A 14,297-nucleotide genomic window follows, 5' to 3' on the forward strand; every position below is an offset into this window, starting at 1 on the left:
GCGTGCCGGGCGGTGGCGCACCTCGACCCACGGAAGGTGATGAACCCCTTGCCCCGGTAAGCGTAGCGCTACCGGGGAAGTTGAAGTGAAGCTTTTGGAAGATACCTCTGCGGAGGCTATGCCTGTGTCAGCCCGGTTTTTTGCTTCATCACCGCCATTACCCCGACTTTATCGGCCAGATACTGGTTAAGCCCGTTAGCGCGCAGGTTGCAGGCGGCGCACTGGCCGCAGCCATCGCCCTTAATGCCGTTATAGCAGGTAAGGGTTTCCCGGCGCACCAGATCTAACTGACCCCAGTAGTCGGCCAGCGCCCAGGTCTCGGCTTTGTTCAGCCACATCAGCGGTGTTTCAAAGCGAATGTCTTTCGCCATTCCAAGGCTGACGGCGTGGTGCAGCGCTTTGACAAACTCATCGCGGCAGTCCGGGTAGCCGGAGAAGTCGGTCTCGCACACGCCGGTGATGATAGCTTCGGCTTTTACCTGATAGGCGTAGATGGCCGTCAGGGTTAAAAACAGAATATTGCGCCCCGGGACAAAAGTATTGGGAATGCCCTCGGCATCAGGCTGATAGTCCGGTACCGGAATGTTATCGCGGGTCAGGCTGCTGACTGCCAGTTCATTGAGCAGGGTAACGTCCAGCACTTTATGCGCGACGGCGCCAAGTTTCAGGGCGAGTTCGCGCGCAACGTCGATTTCCGCGCGGTGGCGTTGGCCATAATCAAAAGTGACGCAATGCACTTCATCATACTGTTGCAGAGCCTGCACCAGACAGGTGGTTGAATCTTGTCCTCCGCTGAAGACAACTACGGCGCGTTTCATGGCAATTCCTGACTAAATGAGTAAAGGCGATATGGTAGCGTCAGACGCCCGCCACCACCAGCTCTGTCACGTCGACGCCGGCAGCCAGGCGCTGGCGAAGTCGAACCAGCCGCGGGCGTTGAGGCGCAAGCCATTGACTCCCGGTGGGGCGCTGATCCGATAGTTGTATTTAAACAGCGGCGTCATGATGGCGTCTTCCATCAGGCTGTTAAATACGTTGCGCAGCGCATCGTTGCGGCTGCGGGCTTCCGGTTGCGCCTGTACCGCGTCTAATGTCGCCTGCAGATGGGCATATTGCGCCCCGGTCAGCAAATTGGGCCACAGCATATCGCAGCGCAGCCACTGCTCCAGGGCATACTCCGGCGCTTCGCCGATCAGGCGGTCGCCCATCATCAGGTCGGCCTGCCCCAGATGTTGGCAGCCTTCCCAGTTTTTGGCGTCATGGAACAGCAGCGTCAGCTCGCAGCCGAGCACAGCCAGCCGCTGTCTCAGCTGTTCGGCCATGGCGTGGAGTTCGACCGGCAGATGGTAGAGCAGCGTGAGCCTGGCCGGCAGCGGCACCGCGCTGTTTTCCGGCCCCTGCGGGATGGACCATCCCGGCAACACCTCATGGCTTGGCGTAATCAGATCCTCGTCGAGCGGTAGCGTGTCCAGCAACGACGAGCGGTGAATTATCGATACCAGCCGCTGGGCCTGCGCTTTGCTAAGCCGAGGGCTGTGACGCAGGGTCAGATAGCAGAAGCCAAGACTGATGCTGTTGCTGACCTGGCGCAGGTTATGCAGCTCTTCTCGATCGCCAATAGTGATCTGCACCGGGTGGCGGCAGCTGGTCCCGAGATCGCGATCGAAGAGCTGGGGGGTGATCCAGTACTCCACCGCCTGGATCAGCGGATGCCGCAGGTGGTAGCGGGGATGGTTCTCCAGGCGGACGAGTTCCGGACTAAACCGCTTCAGGCGGAACGGTCCGCAGCCGATGGCCGGATCGTCAGGATGGGCCAGCACGCTGCAATAGCTGGCGAGGCGGAACGGCAGCCAGTAGTCAGGACGATGCAGCATGATAGTCAGACACTGGGCGTGAGTGACATCGATGCGGCTGATGCTGGCGAAGAGGGTCCGCAGGGCGGGCAGTTCCAGCAGCAGCAGTAAGCGCTGCCGCAGCTGTGCGGTTTCCACCGCATCGCCGTTGTGCCAGCACAGTGTGGAGCGGATATAAAACTGCCAGCGCAGGCCGTCAGGGGAGACCTGCCAGTGGTGCGCCAGATCGCCGATCGGCATATTGTCACCTTCGTCGAAGCGCGTCAGCCCGGCATAGATCTGCCCGGCCAGATGCTGCTCGGCGCGTCCGGGCAGAAAGCCGGGACGCAGCGGCTCCAGCGGGCGATAGTAGGGAATACGCAGCGTCGGGGTATTGTTTTGCCATTGACCGCCCAGAAAGGGGTGGAGCAGGGCTTTCAGTTCCACCGGGGCCAGCTGCGCCAGCTCCAGCGCGTTTTGTTGCTGACCTTTATGCAGCGCCTGCTCCATCATCTCATTGCGCAGACGTTCCGGCGTTTTGTAAAAAGAGAGCAAGCCGCGCTTGCCGCGCCCGGAGCTGGCCTGCCAGCTTAACCATCCAGCTTCCTGCGCCTGACGCAGTAGGGTACGGACGTGGCGTTCGCTGCAAAAACAGCGTTCCGCCAGCTCGCCGACGGTGACCTGCTGCGGCGCCCCGGCAGAGGGCTGCCACAGCCGCTGGTACTGGTTTAAACGGTGTAAGAGTCTCATAAGCGCTGTCGCCCACCGGGCCGCAATAAACCCGGAACAATTTATATTATCTATTCACTATTACTTCCGTATATCCCAGGTGATACTGCAACACAAGCGAAGCCCATCACACATCGGGGAAAACACCATGGCAAAACTGGCAGCATTTGATATGGACGGCACCTTACTGATGCCGGACCATCGTCTCGGAGAAAAGACGCTCACCGCGCTGAAACGGCTGCGGGAACGCGATATCACTCTGACGTTCGCCACCGGCCGCCATGCGCTGGAGATGCACCATGTGATGGGTGAATTTTCCCTGGACGCATTTCTGATCACGGGCAACGGGACGCGCATCCACTCGCTGGAAGGGGAGGAGCTGTACCGTCAGGATCTCAATCCCGAGGTAGCGGAAGACGTGCTGCATAGTCGATGGGATACCCGGGCCAGCATGCACGTGTTTAATGACGGCGGTTGGTTCACCGGCCAGGCAAGACCTGAGCTGCTGAAGGCGCATGTCTTCAGCGGGTTTCGCTATCAACTGTGCGATCCGAAACGTATGTCGGCGCATCATGTCACCAAGATCTGCTTCTGCGGCGATCATGACGATCTGCGCCGCCTGCGGATCCAACTGAATGAGGCGCTGGGCCAGCGCGCGTTTCTCTGCTTCTCGGCGATGGACTGTCTGGAAGTGCTGCCGGTTGGCTGCAATAAAGGCGCGGCGCTGGCGAGGCTGAGCCAGCACCTGGGACTCACCCTACAGGAGTGCATGGCCTTCGGCGATGCGATGAACGATCGCGAGATGCTTCGCAGCGTCGGGCGGGGGTTCATCATGGGCAACGCGATGCCGCAGCTGAAAGCCGAGCTGCCGCATCTCCCGGTTATTGGCGACTGCCGGCATCAGGCGGTCTCCCATTTTTTAACGCATTGGCTGGATAATCCTGATCTTCCTTATTCCCCCGAATAGAGAGACCCTTCCAGCAAGCCAGATAGCATTCTATCTGGCTTTTTTTATGTTCTGCCGACCAGCCGGGCGATCTCCGCCTGCCAGGGGGCGATATCGCCGATGTTGGCCGCCACCCACTGCGGGTTGTAATAGCTTTCCAGATAACGCTCGCCGCTGTCGCACAGCAGGGTGACGAGGGAACCCGTGCGTCCTTCCTCGCGCATCCGCGCGGCCAGCTGCAGCACGCCCCACATGTTGGTCCCGGTCGAGGCGCCGACTTTTCGCCCAAGCTGCGTTTCCAGCCACAGAGCAGTGGCCACGCTCGCCGCATCCGGCACGCGCAGCATCTCATCGACAACATCGGGAATAAACGATGGCTCGACGCGCGGGCGGCCGATGCCTTCAATTTTGCTGCCGATCGGGCTGCGCAGGCTGGCGTCGCGGGTCTGCCAGTAATCGAGGAATACTGAATTTTGCGGGTCGACAACCATCAGCTGCGTCTCGTAACCCTGGCTGCGAATATAGCGGCCAATGGTCGCCGAGGTCCCCCCGGTGCCGGCGCTCATCACGATCCACGACGGCTGCGGGTGCGGCTCATGGCTCATCTGGCGGAAAATACTGTCGGCGATATTGTTATTGCCGCGCCAGTCGGTGGCCCGCTCGGCGAAGGTAAACTGATCCATATAGTGGCCGTTCAGTTCACGCGCCAGCGTTTCGGAAGCCGCGTAGATTTCGCAGGCGCTCTGCACAAAATGGCAGCGTCCGCCGTAGAACTCGATCTGTTCGATTTTGCGTCTGGCGGTGCAGGAGGGCATCACGGCGATAAACGGCAGCCCCAGCAGGCGGGCGAAATAGGCCTCAGAAACTGCAGTCGAACCCGAAGACGATTCGATAATCGTGGTGCCTTCTTTGATCCAGCCGTTGCACAGGCCATAGAGAAACAGCGACCGCGCCAGACGATGTTTGAGGCTACCGGTCGGATGCGTACTTTCATCCTTCAGATAAATCGGGATCCCCGGAAAACCAGGCAGCGCCAGGCGAATCAGGTGTGTATCGGCGGAACGCTGATAGTCGGCGTTAATTTCACTAATGGCGTGTTTTACCCAGGCGCTATTCATCTCGGATTCCTGTTTGTCATTTTGTGCCCAGCTTAGCGGATTGTGCGGGAAAAATTGTTGCTATTTGGCCTTTCAATTACAATTGCGGGAGTAAATTATTCTCTCTGGTGGCCTTATGTTAGATAAAATTGACCGTAAGCTGCTGGCGCTGCTGCAGGAAGATTGCACCCTCTCTTTGCAGGCGCTGGCCGATGCCGTTAATCTGACCACGACCCCTTGCTGGAAACGCCTGAAACGACTTGAGGATGAGGGTATTCTCCGCGGGCGCGTCGCCTTACTGGATGCGGAAAAGGTGGGGCTGGGGCTGACGGCGTTTGTCCTGATCAAGACTCAGCATCACAGCAGTGACTGGTATTGCCATTTTGTGAGCGAAGTGACGCAGATGGCTGAAGTGCTCGGCTTCTGGCGGATGGCGGGGGAGTATGACTATCTGCTGCGGGTGCAGGTGGCCGATATGAAGCGCTATGACGACTTTTATAAACGTTTGGTGAACAGCGTGCCGGGGCTGTCGGATGTCACTTCGAGTTTTGCCATGGAACAGATAAAATACACCACCGCCTTGCCTGTCGAATAACGGTATTGCGCCGTAACCCATAACAAATCAGGATCTTACTGCTTGCGATTATTTGCACAACTCAGCTGGTATTTCCGCCGGGAGTGGCGCCGCTATCTTGGCGCAATTGCCCTGCTGGCCATTATTGCCGTCCTGCAGCTTGTTCCGCCGAAGGTGGTGGGCATTGTGGTCGACGGCGTGACGCAACAACATTACACCGCGGAGAAGGTGTGGATGTGGATCGGCGCGCTGGTGCTGATCGCGGTGATGGTCTACCTGCTGCGCTATGTCTGGCGCGTGCTGCTGTTCGGCGCCTCTTACCAGCTGGCGGTCGAACTGCGGGAAGACTTTTACCGGCAGCTGAGCCGCCAGCATCCGGCGTTCTATTTACGCCATCGCACCGGGGATCTGATCGCCCGCGCCACCAATGACGTGGACCGGGTGGTGTTTGCCGCCGGTGAAGGGGTGTTAACCCTGGTGGATTCCCTGGTGATGGGCTGTGCGGTGTTGATTGTGATGTCGACGCAGATTAGCTGGCAGCTCACCCTGCTGGCGCTGCTGCCGATGCCGCTGATGGCCCTGGCGATCAAACGCAACGGCGATGCCCTTCACGAACGTTTTCGCGTCGCCCAGGCGGCCTTTTCCAGCCTCAACGATCGCACGCAGGAGAGCCTGACCAGCATCCGCATGATTAAGGCGTTCGGGCTGGAGGATCGCCAGTCGGCGCAGTTTGCCGCCGATGCGGCCGATACCGGAGCGAAAAATATGCGCGTGGCGCGAATTGACGCTCGCTTCGACCCTACCATCTATATCGCCATCGGGGCGGCGAACCTGCTGGCCATCGGCGGCGGCAGCTGGATGGTTATCCACGGCAGCCTGACGCTGGGGCAGCTGACCAGCTTCGTGATGTACCTTGGCCTGATGATCTGGCCGATGCTGGCGCTGGCGTGGATGTTTAACATCGTGGAGCGCGGTAGCGCGGCCTATGGTCGTATCCGCACCCTGCTCGAAGAGGCGCCGGCGGTGGACGACGGGACCGAAACGGTGCCGGCAGGCCGCGGTGTCCTGCAGGTCGCTATCCGCGATTTCATCTATCCGCAGGCGAGCAAACCTTCACTGGAACAGGTTAATTTTACCCTTCAGCCGGGGCAAATGTTGGGCATCTGCGGGCCGACGGGCGCCGGCAAAAGCACCATTCTGGCCCTGCTGCAGCGCCATTTTGACGTCACCAGCGGCGAGATCCGCTTTCACGATCTGCCGCTACCGCGTCTGCAGCTCGACAGCTGGCGCGAACGGCTGGCGGTGGTCAATCAGACGCCGTTTTTATTCTCCGATACCGTCGCCAATAATATCGCGCTGGGAAAACCGGACGCGACGCCGGAACAGATTGAGCGGGTGGCGCGGCTGGCCAGCGTGCATGACGACATTTTGCGTCTGCCCCAGGGGTACGATACCGAAGTGGGCGAGCGCGGCGTGATGCTCTCCGGCGGCCAGAAACAGCGTATCTCTATTGCCCGCGCCCTGCTGCTGGAGGCCGAAATTCTGATCCTGGATGATGCCTTATCGGCGGTGGATGGCCGTACGGAGCACCAGATCCTGCATAACCTGCGCCAGTGGGGAGAGGGCCGGACGGTGATCATCAGCGCCCACCGGCTGTCGGCGCTGACCGAGGCCAGTGAAATTCTGGTGCTGCAGCATGGGCATGTCGCCCAGCGCGGCCGCCATGAGGCGCTGGCCGTGCAGCCAGGCTGGTATCGCGACATGTATCGCTATCAGCAGCTGGAGGCCGCGCTCGACGAGGTTCCCCAGGAGCAAGAGGAGGCCCTGGATGCGTAGCTTTACCGAACTCTGGCCGACGCTTAAACGCCTGCTGGCCTATGGTTCACCGTGGCGTAAGCCGCTGGCCATCGCGGTGGCGATGATGTGGATCGCGGCGGCGGCGGAAGTGAGCGGTCCGCTGCTTATCAGCTATTTCATCGACAATATGGTGGCGAAACATACTCTGCCGCTGAAGCTGGTGGCAGGCCTGGCGGCAGCCTATATCGGTCTGCAGCTGCTGGCGGCGTTACTGCACTATAGCCAGTCGCTGCTGTTTAACCGCGCCGCGGTTGGCGTGGTCCAGCAGTTACGCAGCGATGTGATGGATGCCGCCCTGCATCAGCCGCTCAGCGAGTTTGATACTCAGCCGGTCGGGCAGCTTATCTCCCGGGTAACCAACGATACGGAAGTCATTCGCGACCTGTACGTGACGGTAGTGGCGACGGTGCTGCGTAGCGCGGCGCTGATCGGCGCGATGCTGGTGGCGATGTTTAGCCTCGACTGGCGGATGGCGCTGGTGGCGATCGCGATTTTCCCGGCGGTGCTGATCGTGATGATCATTTATCAGCGCTATAGCACGCCGATCGTGCGCCGGGTACGCGCCTGGCTTGCCGACATCAACGATGGCTTTAACGAAGTGATCAACGGCATGGGGGTCATTCAGCAGTTCCGCCAGCAGGCGCGTTTTGGCGAACGGATGCGTGAGGCCAGCTACGCCCACTACCTGGCGCGGATGCAGACGCTACGCCTCGACGGTTTTCTGCTGCGTCCGCTGCTGAGTCTTTTTTCCTCGCTGGTGCTGTGCGGGCTGCTGATGCTGTTCGGCTTTAGCGCGGCGGGCACGATTGAGGTCGGGGTCCTGTATGCGTTTATCAGCTATCTCGGACGCCTTAACGAGCCGCTCATTGAGCTGACCACCCAGCAGTCAATGCTGCAGCAGGCGGTGGTCGCCGGCGAACGCGTTTTCGAGCTAATGGATCGTCCACGCCAGGCGTGGGGCGCCGATGACGCGCCGCTGAGCAGCGGTCAAGTGGAAATCGACCATCTCTCCTTCGCCTACCGCGGCGATCGTCTGGTCCTCCAGGATATCACGCTGGATATCCCTTCCCGCAGCTTTGTGGCGCTGGTCGGGCATACCGGCAGCGGGAAGAGTACCCTCGCCAGTCTGATGATGGGCTATTACCCGTTAACCCATGGGGAGATCCGCATCGATGGCCGGCCGCTCGCTTCTCTCAGCCACAGCGCGTTGCGTCGGGGCATCGCGATGGTGCAACAGGATCCGGTGGTGCTGGCGGATACCTTCTATGCCAACGTCGCGCTGGGCCGGGACATCAGCGAAACCCAGGTCTGGGAAGCGCTGGAGGCGGTGCAGCTGGCGGCGGTGGCGCGCAGCATGAGCGACGGCCTGTACACACAACTGGGCGAGCAGGGCAATAATCTCTCCGTCGGACAGAAGCAACTGCTGGCGCTGGCGCGCGTGCTGGTGGACACCCCGCAGGTACTGATTCTGGATGAGGCGACGGCAAACATCGACTCCGGTACCGAGCAGGCGATCCAGCAGGCGCTGGCGAAGGTTCGCCAGCATACCACCCTGGTGGTTATCGCCCATCGGCTGTCGACCATCGTCGAGGCGGATACCATTCTGGTTCTGCATCGTGGTCAGGCCGTCGAGCGGGGCAACCACCAGCAGCTGCTGGCGGCGAAAGGCCGCTACTGGCAGATGTATCAGCTACAGCTGGCTGGTGAAGAGCTGGCGGCCAGCGCCAGAGAAGAGTCGCTCAGCGCCTGATGCACCACCAGCAGGCAGCGAAGGCTGGGCGGCCTGTCGTGGTGCAAAAACGTTACATCAAATGCACCGCTGTGGTGCATTTTTGCCCGTTAAATGCCTTTACGCCGGCTAATGCCTGACCTCTCGCCTGTTTTTTGCCATCAAAGGGCCGCTCAGCGGCCTTTTTTCATTTCTGGCATAGCCCTTGCTTTATATCCATCGTGTTAGCTGCGGCCATTACCGAATACTGACTGGAGGGGACTTATGAAGCTGGTTACCGTGGTAATCAAACCATTCAAACTGGAAGACGTGCGTGAAGCCTTGTCTTCCATCGGCATTCAGGGCCTGACGGTCACTGAAGTCAAAGGATTTGGCCGTCAGAAAGGACATGCGGAGCTCTACCGCGGCGCCGAGTATAGCGTCAACTTTCTGCCAAAAGTGAAGATTGATGTGGCGATCGCCGACGATCAGCTGGATGAAGTTATCGATGTCATCAGCAAAGCGGCTTACACCGGAAAAATTGGCGACGGCAAAATTTTTGTCGCTGAATTGCAGCGCGTCATTCGCATCCGTACCGGCGAAGCTGACGAAGCGGCACTGTAATTTCCAGACCACACAGTGATGGGGAACGAAACAATGAAAATGGCAACAATGAAATCGGGTCTGGGGGCATTAGCCCTTCTTCCGGGGCTGGCGATGGCCGCGCCTGCGGTGGCGGACAAAGCCGATAACGCGTTTATGATGATTTGCACCGCGCTGGTTCTGTTTATGACTATCCCGGGGATTGCGCTGTTTTACGGCGGTCTGATCCGCGGTAAGAACGTTCTTTCCATGCTGACGCAGGTGATTGTCACCTTTGGCCTGGTCTGCGTACTGTGGGTCATTTATGGCTATACCCTGGCCTTCGGCACCGGCGGCAGCTTCTTCGGCAGCTTTGACTGGGTGATGCTGAAAAATATTGAACTGAAAGCGCTGATGGGCACCTTCTATCAGTATATCCACGTCGCCTTCCAGGGCTCGTTCGCCTGCATCACCGTCGGGCTGATCGTCGGGGCGCTGGCTGAACGTATCCGTTTCTCCGCCGTGCTGATTTTCGTGGTGGTGTGGATGACGCTCTCCTACGTGCCGATTGCGCATATGGTCTGGGGCGGCGGTCTGCTGGCGACGCATGGCGCGCTGGATTTCGCCGGCGGCACCGTTGTGCACATCAACGCCGCGGTCGCCGGGCTGGTGGGCGCGTATATGATGGGCAAACGCGTGGGCTTCGGCAAAGAAGCGTTCAAACCGCATAACCTGCCGATGGTGTTCACCGGCACCGCTATCCTCTACGTGGGTTGGTTCGGTTTCAACGCCGGGTCTGCCAGCGCAGCGAATGAAATCGCGGCCCTGGCGTTCGTTAACACCGTCGTGGCGACCGCCGCTGCTATCCTGGCGTGGACCTTTGGCGAATGGGCTCTGCGCGGCAAACCTTCACTGCTGGGCGCCTGCTCCGGGGCAATTGCCGGTCTGGTTGGCGTTACGCCGGCGTGTGGTTATATCGGTGTCGGCGGCGCGCTGATCGTCGGTATCGCCTCTGGCCTGGCGGGTATCTGGGGCGTGACTGCGCTGAAACGCTGGCTGCGTGTGGATGACCCTTGCGACGTCTTCGGCGTTCACGGCGTCTGCGGCATCGTCGGCTGTATTCTGACCGGTATCTTCGCGGCGACTTCTCTGGGCGGCGTCGGTTATGCGGAAGGCGTCACCATGGGCCATCAGCTGCTGGTGCAACTGGAAAGTATCGGCATTACCGTGGTCTGGTCCGGCGTCGTCGCTTTCATCGGCTACAAAGTAGCGGATATGACCGTAGGGCTGCGCGTGCCGGAAGAGCAGGAGCGCGAAGGGCTGGACGTCAACAGCCATGGCGAAAACGCTTACAACGCCTGACAGAAAACCCTTCTCCATTTAGCAAAAAGCCTCCCGTAGGGGAGGCTTTTTTTATGCGTTACGGTTGCGCATCACCCCTTCCTGCACCGTTGAGGCAACCAGCGTGCCATCCTGGGTGTAGAACTCGCCGCGGACGAAGCCGCGGGCGCTGGAGGCCGAGGTGCTTTCGACGCTGTACAGCAGCCACTCATTGATATTAAACGGCCGATGGAACCACATCGAGTGATCGATAGTGGCGACCTGCATGCCGGGCTCAAGGAAACCAACGCCGTGCGGCTGCAGCGCCACTGGCAGGAAGTTAAAGTCCGAGGCATAGCCCAGCAGATACTGATGAATGCGCAGATCGTCGGGAACGGCGCCGTTGGCGCGCAGCCACACCTGACGCACCGGCTCGGCGATATGGCCTTTCATCGGGTTATGAAACTCCACCGGGCGGATCTCCAGCGGCTTATCGCAGAGGAATTTGTCTTTCACCTGCGGCGGCAGGAGATGCGCCAGCTTGCGGGCAATGTCGGTTTCCGAAGGCAGCCCATCAGGGGAGGGGGCGGCCGGCATCGCTTTCTGATGTTCATAGCCGTGCTCTGGCGCCTGGAAGGAGGCGGTCATATAGAAGATCGGCTTCCCGTTCTGGATGGCGGCGACCCGGCGGGCGCTAAAGCTGTTGCCGTCGCGCAGCACCTCCACATCATAGACGATCGGTTTTTGACTGTCTCCGGGGCGCAGAAAGTAGCTGTGAAACGAATGCACCAGACGTTCAACGGGCACGGTCTCTTTTGCTGCATACAGCGCCTGGCCCACCACCTGGCCGCCAAAAACCTGGCGCAATCCCAGGTCTTCGCTCTGTCCACGGAACAACCCTTCCTCAATTTTTTCCAAATCTAATAATGCCAGCAGGTTAGAGAGTGCCTGACTCATACTTTTCCTCAGTTAACAATGGCGGCGCCGCGCGCGTAATGTGGCAAAGTATAACCTGGAATCGCAAGTGGTCCGATGGGTGTAATAATCTGAATAACAACCGGTCAACAGGAAGAAATCTGCGATCTGTGCCACACTTATTGACGACACGAAAGTTCCTGCCGGCGAAGCGGCGGAACATCCTCCTGGGTATTAAGGGATGATAAGGAGAACATCATGAAATTTGCCTATATGTTTAGTGCCTTAGCCGTCGCCGCGACGCTGACCGCCTGTGCTAATCACCACTCGAACAATTCTTCGACGCAGGCGGCCGCACCCGACCCTTACGGTATTGCGACGCTGAGCGTGGCGCAGCAGCAGCCGAGCGTCACGGGGACGATTAATATCCGCCAGAGAATCGCTTTGCCGCCGGATGCGGTGCTGACGGTGACCCTGTCGGATGCTTCTCTGGCCGATGCGCCAGCCCGCGTATTGTCGCAAAAAGCGGTGCGTACCGAAGGCAAGCAGGCGCCATTCAACTTTGCACTGCCTTACAACCCGGCAGATATTCAACCGAACGCCCGCATTCTGTTGAGCGCAGCGATTACGGTTAACGGCCAGCTGATGTTCATTACCGATACCGTGCAGACGGTGATCAACCAGGGTGGCACCCATGCCGACCTGACGCTGGTTCCGGTTCAGCAGACCGCCGTGCCTGTCGCACAGTAAGCTCGCTAAGCCCCCGAATGGGGGCTTTTTTTTGGTCTTCAGTAAACCCAGCGATAGCGCTGGAGATCGATATGGCCGCCGCCGGAGACCTGCACCCCTTCGGCCAGCAGCGCCTGACGCTGCCGCTGCAGATCGGGGCCGGTGAGGGAGATATCGCCATGGCGATTGACCACCCGATGCCAGGGCAGAGTGGACCCTTCCGGCAGACGCTTCAGCACACCGCCCACCTGGCGCGCCGCGCGCGGCGAACCGGCCAGCCTGGCGACATCGCCATAGGTCGTGACATACCCTTCCGGTATCGACGCCACAATGTGCCAGACACGTTGGGGAAATGTATCGTGCGGATCCATATTCAGTCCTGTTACCCGAAAAACGCCAGCATAAGCGCTGATCTTCAGGCTGTACAGCCTGCCCGATCAGGCGGGCTGTTCGACGGTGAACGTCAGAGCGAGGCCGAGGATCTGCATGCCATGGACATTGTCGGAAGGTGAACTGGCGATGAGGCTCTCAAGGAATTTTAACCGCTGCGAGGTCGCGTTGATGATCAGCTTCGCGCGCAGGCCCGGCATGGTCAGCGACGAGATGGGGTATACCACCCGACCGCTGATGTAGACCGGTAGCTTGCGCAGTTCCACCTGGCGCAGGACGCCGACGGTGGAATAGAGCAGCGCCAGCGGCGTGACCGCCCGCACCGGCGCCTGACTGATGGTCACGAAGTCGAGCATTTTTTCAGGGCGCAGATAATTCACCCCCTGAAAGGCGATGGTCATCCCTTCAATGGCGGGTAAAGGCAGAGTGATGGTCTGTGGTGATGAGTCAGTCATTCGATTACCGTCGAGACAAGGTGCTGATGATAAAAGGGGACACAAGATGGCTAAGTATGGTGGATATCCCGACTGTGTGCTGAGCGCGCGCTCGCAATCTCACAGGTTGAGCGTGAGTGACTGGTTTTATTCGCGCTATTGCGCAATAAACCAGCAGGCAGTCGGGGCGTGCTTGCAATTCACCAGGTCAGCAGGGATAATGCGCCAGCGCGTTGGGTAACAACGCTCTCAATGGGGGCTCTGTTGGTTCTCCCGCAACGCTACTCTGTTTACCAGGTCAGGTCCGGAAGGAAGCAGCCAGAGCAGACGACGTGTGTGCCGGGATGTAGCTGGCAGGGCCCCCACCCATTTCGGCTTTCGTAATTTTCCCCTTGTATTTGTGCGGTCTTCTCTGCTGGCCAGAATTTATTTCTGATACAGATCACATATTATTTTTAGTTGCTAAAACACCCTCTACTTATTCCATAATATTTACTTGTCATAAATATGAAATGCTACTGAAATATTAATGTCATTTGCGTGTCATAAATAAAGCGCATCTTATTGGTGGGAATTTGTTGCCAGATCCATGCTATAAAATATATCTCTGGATCAGCATGTTAACTTCGTGTATTAATTATGATGATTTTATTGCACGGGAAGCGTAGCTATGACCACAGTGGTTTTGAATGTAAAAATTGACGCTGAGTTAAAAGAGAAGTTGCGTCATTATGCGGAAGTGAATAACGAGAACCTGGGTACAGCAACGGAAAAGCTGCTGCAGCTGGCTTTTCAGCTGGAGGCGTCAGCAGATGAGGCGGGGGTGACGGAAGAGGACATTGACAGCCAGCATACCGAAGAGGAAGCGACGCCATTAACCCCTAAAGAAATCAAAGCATTAAGAAAACTTCTGAAGAAGAAAAAATGAAACAACAATTCTCTACAGCCAGCAACTACAGCGAAGCCTGCGATATGTTGCGCTCAGGATACGTGAAACACGTTCGCCTGAACTGGAATATCGGTAGTGATGAGTTCTTTCGCATTGCCTCCGACTGGTGTGACACCGGCGCTAAAATTAAAAAAGATGAAGATGGCTTTATTATTTCCTTGAAAGGGTTTCCTATTCCGCGCCAGCATTAATGAAATTGCCTTATTTCTGTCACCGGGTTGCCATAACCAGATGG

At 58.6% G+C, this 14,297-nt stretch carries 15 protein-coding genes and 1 other RNA gene; 10 read left to right on the forward strand and 6 right to left on the reverse strand.

Annotated features, from left to right (window positions below; all coding sequences use genetic code 11):
• Nucleotides 1-116: 116 nt before the first annotated feature.
• Both queC and ABLU50_RS00965 read right to left on the reverse strand, forming a co-directional pair.
• On the reverse strand, nt 117-818 hold the full coding sequence (queC, locus tag ABLU50_RS00960) for a 7-cyano-7-deazaguanine synthase QueC (protein WP_032421067.1): 702 nt from the start codon (nt 816-818) through the stop codon (nt 117-119).
• Between the two features lie 66 nt (nt 819-884).
• Nucleotides 885-2,582 carry an SgrR family transcriptional regulator gene (locus ABLU50_RS00965; RefSeq protein WP_043521444.1) on the reverse strand — a complete coding sequence of 566 codons (1,698 nt, stop codon included), beginning with the start codon at nt 2,580-2,582 and terminating at the stop codon, nt 885-887.
• A 127-nt stretch (nt 2,583-2,709) separates the two neighbouring features.
• Here ABLU50_RS00965 and cof point away from each other — a divergent pair, with 127 nt between their 5' ends.
• A complete protein-coding gene (cof, locus tag ABLU50_RS00970; protein WP_032455636.1) occupies nt 2,710-3,528 on the forward strand; it encodes an HMP-PP phosphatase in 819 nt (272 codons plus the stop codon).
• Between the two features lie 44 nt (nt 3,529-3,572).
• Here cof and ABLU50_RS00975 read toward each other — a convergent pair whose 3' ends face one another.
• On the reverse strand, nt 3,573-4,625 hold the full coding sequence (locus tag ABLU50_RS00975) for a PLP-dependent cysteine synthase family protein (RefSeq protein WP_023319850.1): 1,053 nt from the start codon (nt 4,623-4,625) through the stop codon (nt 3,573-3,575).
• A gap of 115 nt (nt 4,626-4,740) precedes the next feature.
• Between ABLU50_RS00975 and ABLU50_RS00980 the strand changes: the two genes are divergently transcribed.
• The 5 genes from ABLU50_RS00980 to amtB all read left to right on the forward strand — a co-directional run bounded on the left by ABLU50_RS00980 (nt 4,741) and on the right by amtB (nt 10,687).
• Nucleotides 4,741-5,199 (forward strand): Lrp/AsnC family transcriptional regulator, encoded by a 459-nt coding sequence (locus ABLU50_RS00980; protein WP_004204786.1) that lies wholly within the window; start codon nt 4,741-4,743, stop codon nt 5,197-5,199.
• A 42-nt stretch (nt 5,200-5,241) separates the two neighbouring features.
• On the forward strand, nt 5,242-7,014 hold the full coding sequence (locus tag ABLU50_RS00985) for a SmdA family multidrug ABC transporter permease/ATP-binding protein (RefSeq protein WP_060656948.1): 1,773 nt from the start codon (nt 5,242-5,244) through the stop codon (nt 7,012-7,014).
• Nucleotides 7,007-8,785, forward strand: coding sequence for a SmdB family multidrug efflux ABC transporter permease/ATP-binding protein (locus ABLU50_RS00990; protein WP_087832572.1), 1,779 nt, complete (start codon nt 7,007-7,009; stop codon nt 8,783-8,785). Before ABLU50_RS00985 ends, ABLU50_RS00990 begins: the two co-directional genes overlap by 8 nt.
• A 243-nt stretch (nt 8,786-9,028) precedes the next feature.
• On the forward strand, nt 9,029-9,367 hold the full coding sequence (glnK, locus tag ABLU50_RS00995) for a P-II family nitrogen regulator (RefSeq protein ID WP_002891893.1): 339 nt from the start codon (nt 9,029-9,031) through the stop codon (nt 9,365-9,367).
• Between the two features lie 33 nt (nt 9,368-9,400).
• Nucleotides 9,401-10,687, forward strand: a complete 1,287-nt coding sequence (gene amtB / locus ABLU50_RS01000; protein ID WP_004204781.1) for an ammonium transporter AmtB — start codon at nt 9,401-9,403, stop codon at nt 10,685-10,687.
• A 51-nt stretch (nt 10,688-10,738) separates the two neighbouring features.
• Here the strand turns inward: amtB and tesB are convergent, their stop codons facing one another.
• A complete protein-coding gene (tesB, locus tag ABLU50_RS01005; RefSeq protein ID WP_004204779.1) occupies nt 10,739-11,602 on the reverse strand; it encodes an acyl-CoA thioesterase II in 864 nt (287 codons plus the stop codon).
• A gap of 216 nt (nt 11,603-11,818) precedes the next feature.
• On the opposite strand from tesB, the gene ABLU50_RS01010 reads away from it, so the two are divergent.
• Nucleotides 11,819-12,310 (forward strand): YbaY family lipoprotein, encoded by a 492-nt coding sequence (locus ABLU50_RS01010; RefSeq protein WP_002891903.1) that lies wholly within the window; start codon nt 11,819-11,821, stop codon nt 12,308-12,310.
• A 38-nt stretch (nt 12,311-12,348) separates the two neighbouring features.
• On the opposite strand, the gene ABLU50_RS01015 is transcribed toward ABLU50_RS01010, so the two are convergent.
• Both ABLU50_RS01015 and ABLU50_RS01020 read right to left on the reverse strand, forming a co-directional pair.
• Nucleotides 12,349-12,660, reverse strand: coding sequence for an MGMT family protein (locus ABLU50_RS01015; protein ID WP_004204778.1), 312 nt, complete (start codon nt 12,658-12,660; stop codon nt 12,349-12,351).
• Nucleotides 12,661-12,726: 66 nt separating this feature from the next.
• On the reverse strand, nt 12,727-13,134 hold the full coding sequence (locus tag ABLU50_RS01020) for a hypothetical protein (protein WP_017898905.1): 408 nt from the start codon (nt 13,132-13,134) through the stop codon (nt 12,727-12,729).
• 241 nt (nt 13,135-13,375) lie between these two features.
• Here ABLU50_RS01020 and ffs point away from each other — a divergent pair.
• The 3 genes from ffs (at nt 13,376) to ABLU50_RS01035 (ending at nt 14,253) form a co-directional block, all read left to right on the forward strand.
• An RNA gene (ffs, locus tag ABLU50_RS01025) (signal recognition particle sRNA small type) lies at nt 13,376-13,472 on the forward strand.
• A 311-nt stretch (nt 13,473-13,783) separates the two neighbouring features.
• Entirely contained in the window at nt 13,784-14,041 is a 258-nt protein-coding gene (locus ABLU50_RS01030) for a hypothetical protein (RefSeq protein ID WP_004204776.1), read from the forward strand.
• Entirely contained in the window at nt 14,038-14,253 is a 216-nt protein-coding gene (locus ABLU50_RS01035; RefSeq protein ID WP_004142688.1) for a hypothetical protein, read from the forward strand. Before ABLU50_RS01030 ends, ABLU50_RS01035 begins: the two co-directional genes overlap by 4 nt.
• The last annotated feature ends 44 nt before the right edge of the window (nt 14,254-14,297 follow it).

It is taken from the genome of Klebsiella sp. GG_Kp173 (assembly GCF_040062415.1).
In the GTDB taxonomy this organism is placed as follows: domain Bacteria; phylum Pseudomonadota; class Gammaproteobacteria; order Enterobacterales; family Enterobacteriaceae; genus Klebsiella; species Klebsiella quasipneumoniae.

Coding starts and splice junctions, on each gene's coding strand:
- queC (WP_032421067.1), bottom strand. CDS start 818: ATGAAACGCGCCGTAGTTGTCTTCAGCGGAGGACAAGATTCAACCACC.
- ABLU50_RS00965 (WP_043521444.1), bottom strand. CDS start 2,582: ATGAGACTCTTACACCGTTTAAACCAGTACCAGCGGCTGTGGCAGCCC.
- cof (WP_032455636.1), top strand. CDS start 2,710: ATGGCAAAACTGGCAGCATTTGATATGGACGGCACCTTACTGATGCCG.
- ABLU50_RS00975 (WP_023319850.1), bottom strand. CDS start 4,625: ATGAATAGCGCCTGGGTAAAACACGCCATTAGTGAAATTAACGCCGAC.
- ABLU50_RS00980 (WP_004204786.1), top strand. CDS start 4,741: ATGTTAGATAAAATTGACCGTAAGCTGCTGGCGCTGCTGCAGGAAGAT.
- ABLU50_RS00990 (WP_087832572.1), top strand. CDS start 7,007: ATGCGTAGCTTTACCGAACTCTGGCCGACGCTTAAACGCCTGCTGGCC.
- glnK (WP_002891893.1), top strand. CDS start 9,029: ATGAAGCTGGTTACCGTGGTAATCAAACCATTCAAACTGGAAGACGTG.
- amtB (WP_004204781.1), top strand. CDS start 9,401: ATGAAAATGGCAACAATGAAATCGGGTCTGGGGGCATTAGCCCTTCTT.
- tesB (WP_004204779.1), bottom strand. CDS start 11,602: ATGAGTCAGGCACTCTCTAACCTGCTGGCATTATTAGATTTGGAAAAA.
- ABLU50_RS01010 (WP_002891903.1), top strand. CDS start 11,819: ATGAAATTTGCCTATATGTTTAGTGCCTTAGCCGTCGCCGCGACGCTG.
- ABLU50_RS01015 (WP_004204778.1), bottom strand. CDS start 12,660: ATGGATCCGCACGATACATTTCCCCAACGTGTCTGGCACATTGTGGCG.
- ABLU50_RS01020 (WP_017898905.1), bottom strand. CDS start 13,134: ATGACTGACTCATCACCACAGACCATCACTCTGCCTTTACCCGCCATT.
- ABLU50_RS01030 (WP_004204776.1), top strand. CDS start 13,784: ATGACCACAGTGGTTTTGAATGTAAAAATTGACGCTGAGTTAAAAGAG.
- ABLU50_RS01035 (WP_004142688.1), top strand. CDS start 14,038: ATGAAACAACAATTCTCTACAGCCAGCAACTACAGCGAAGCCTGCGAT.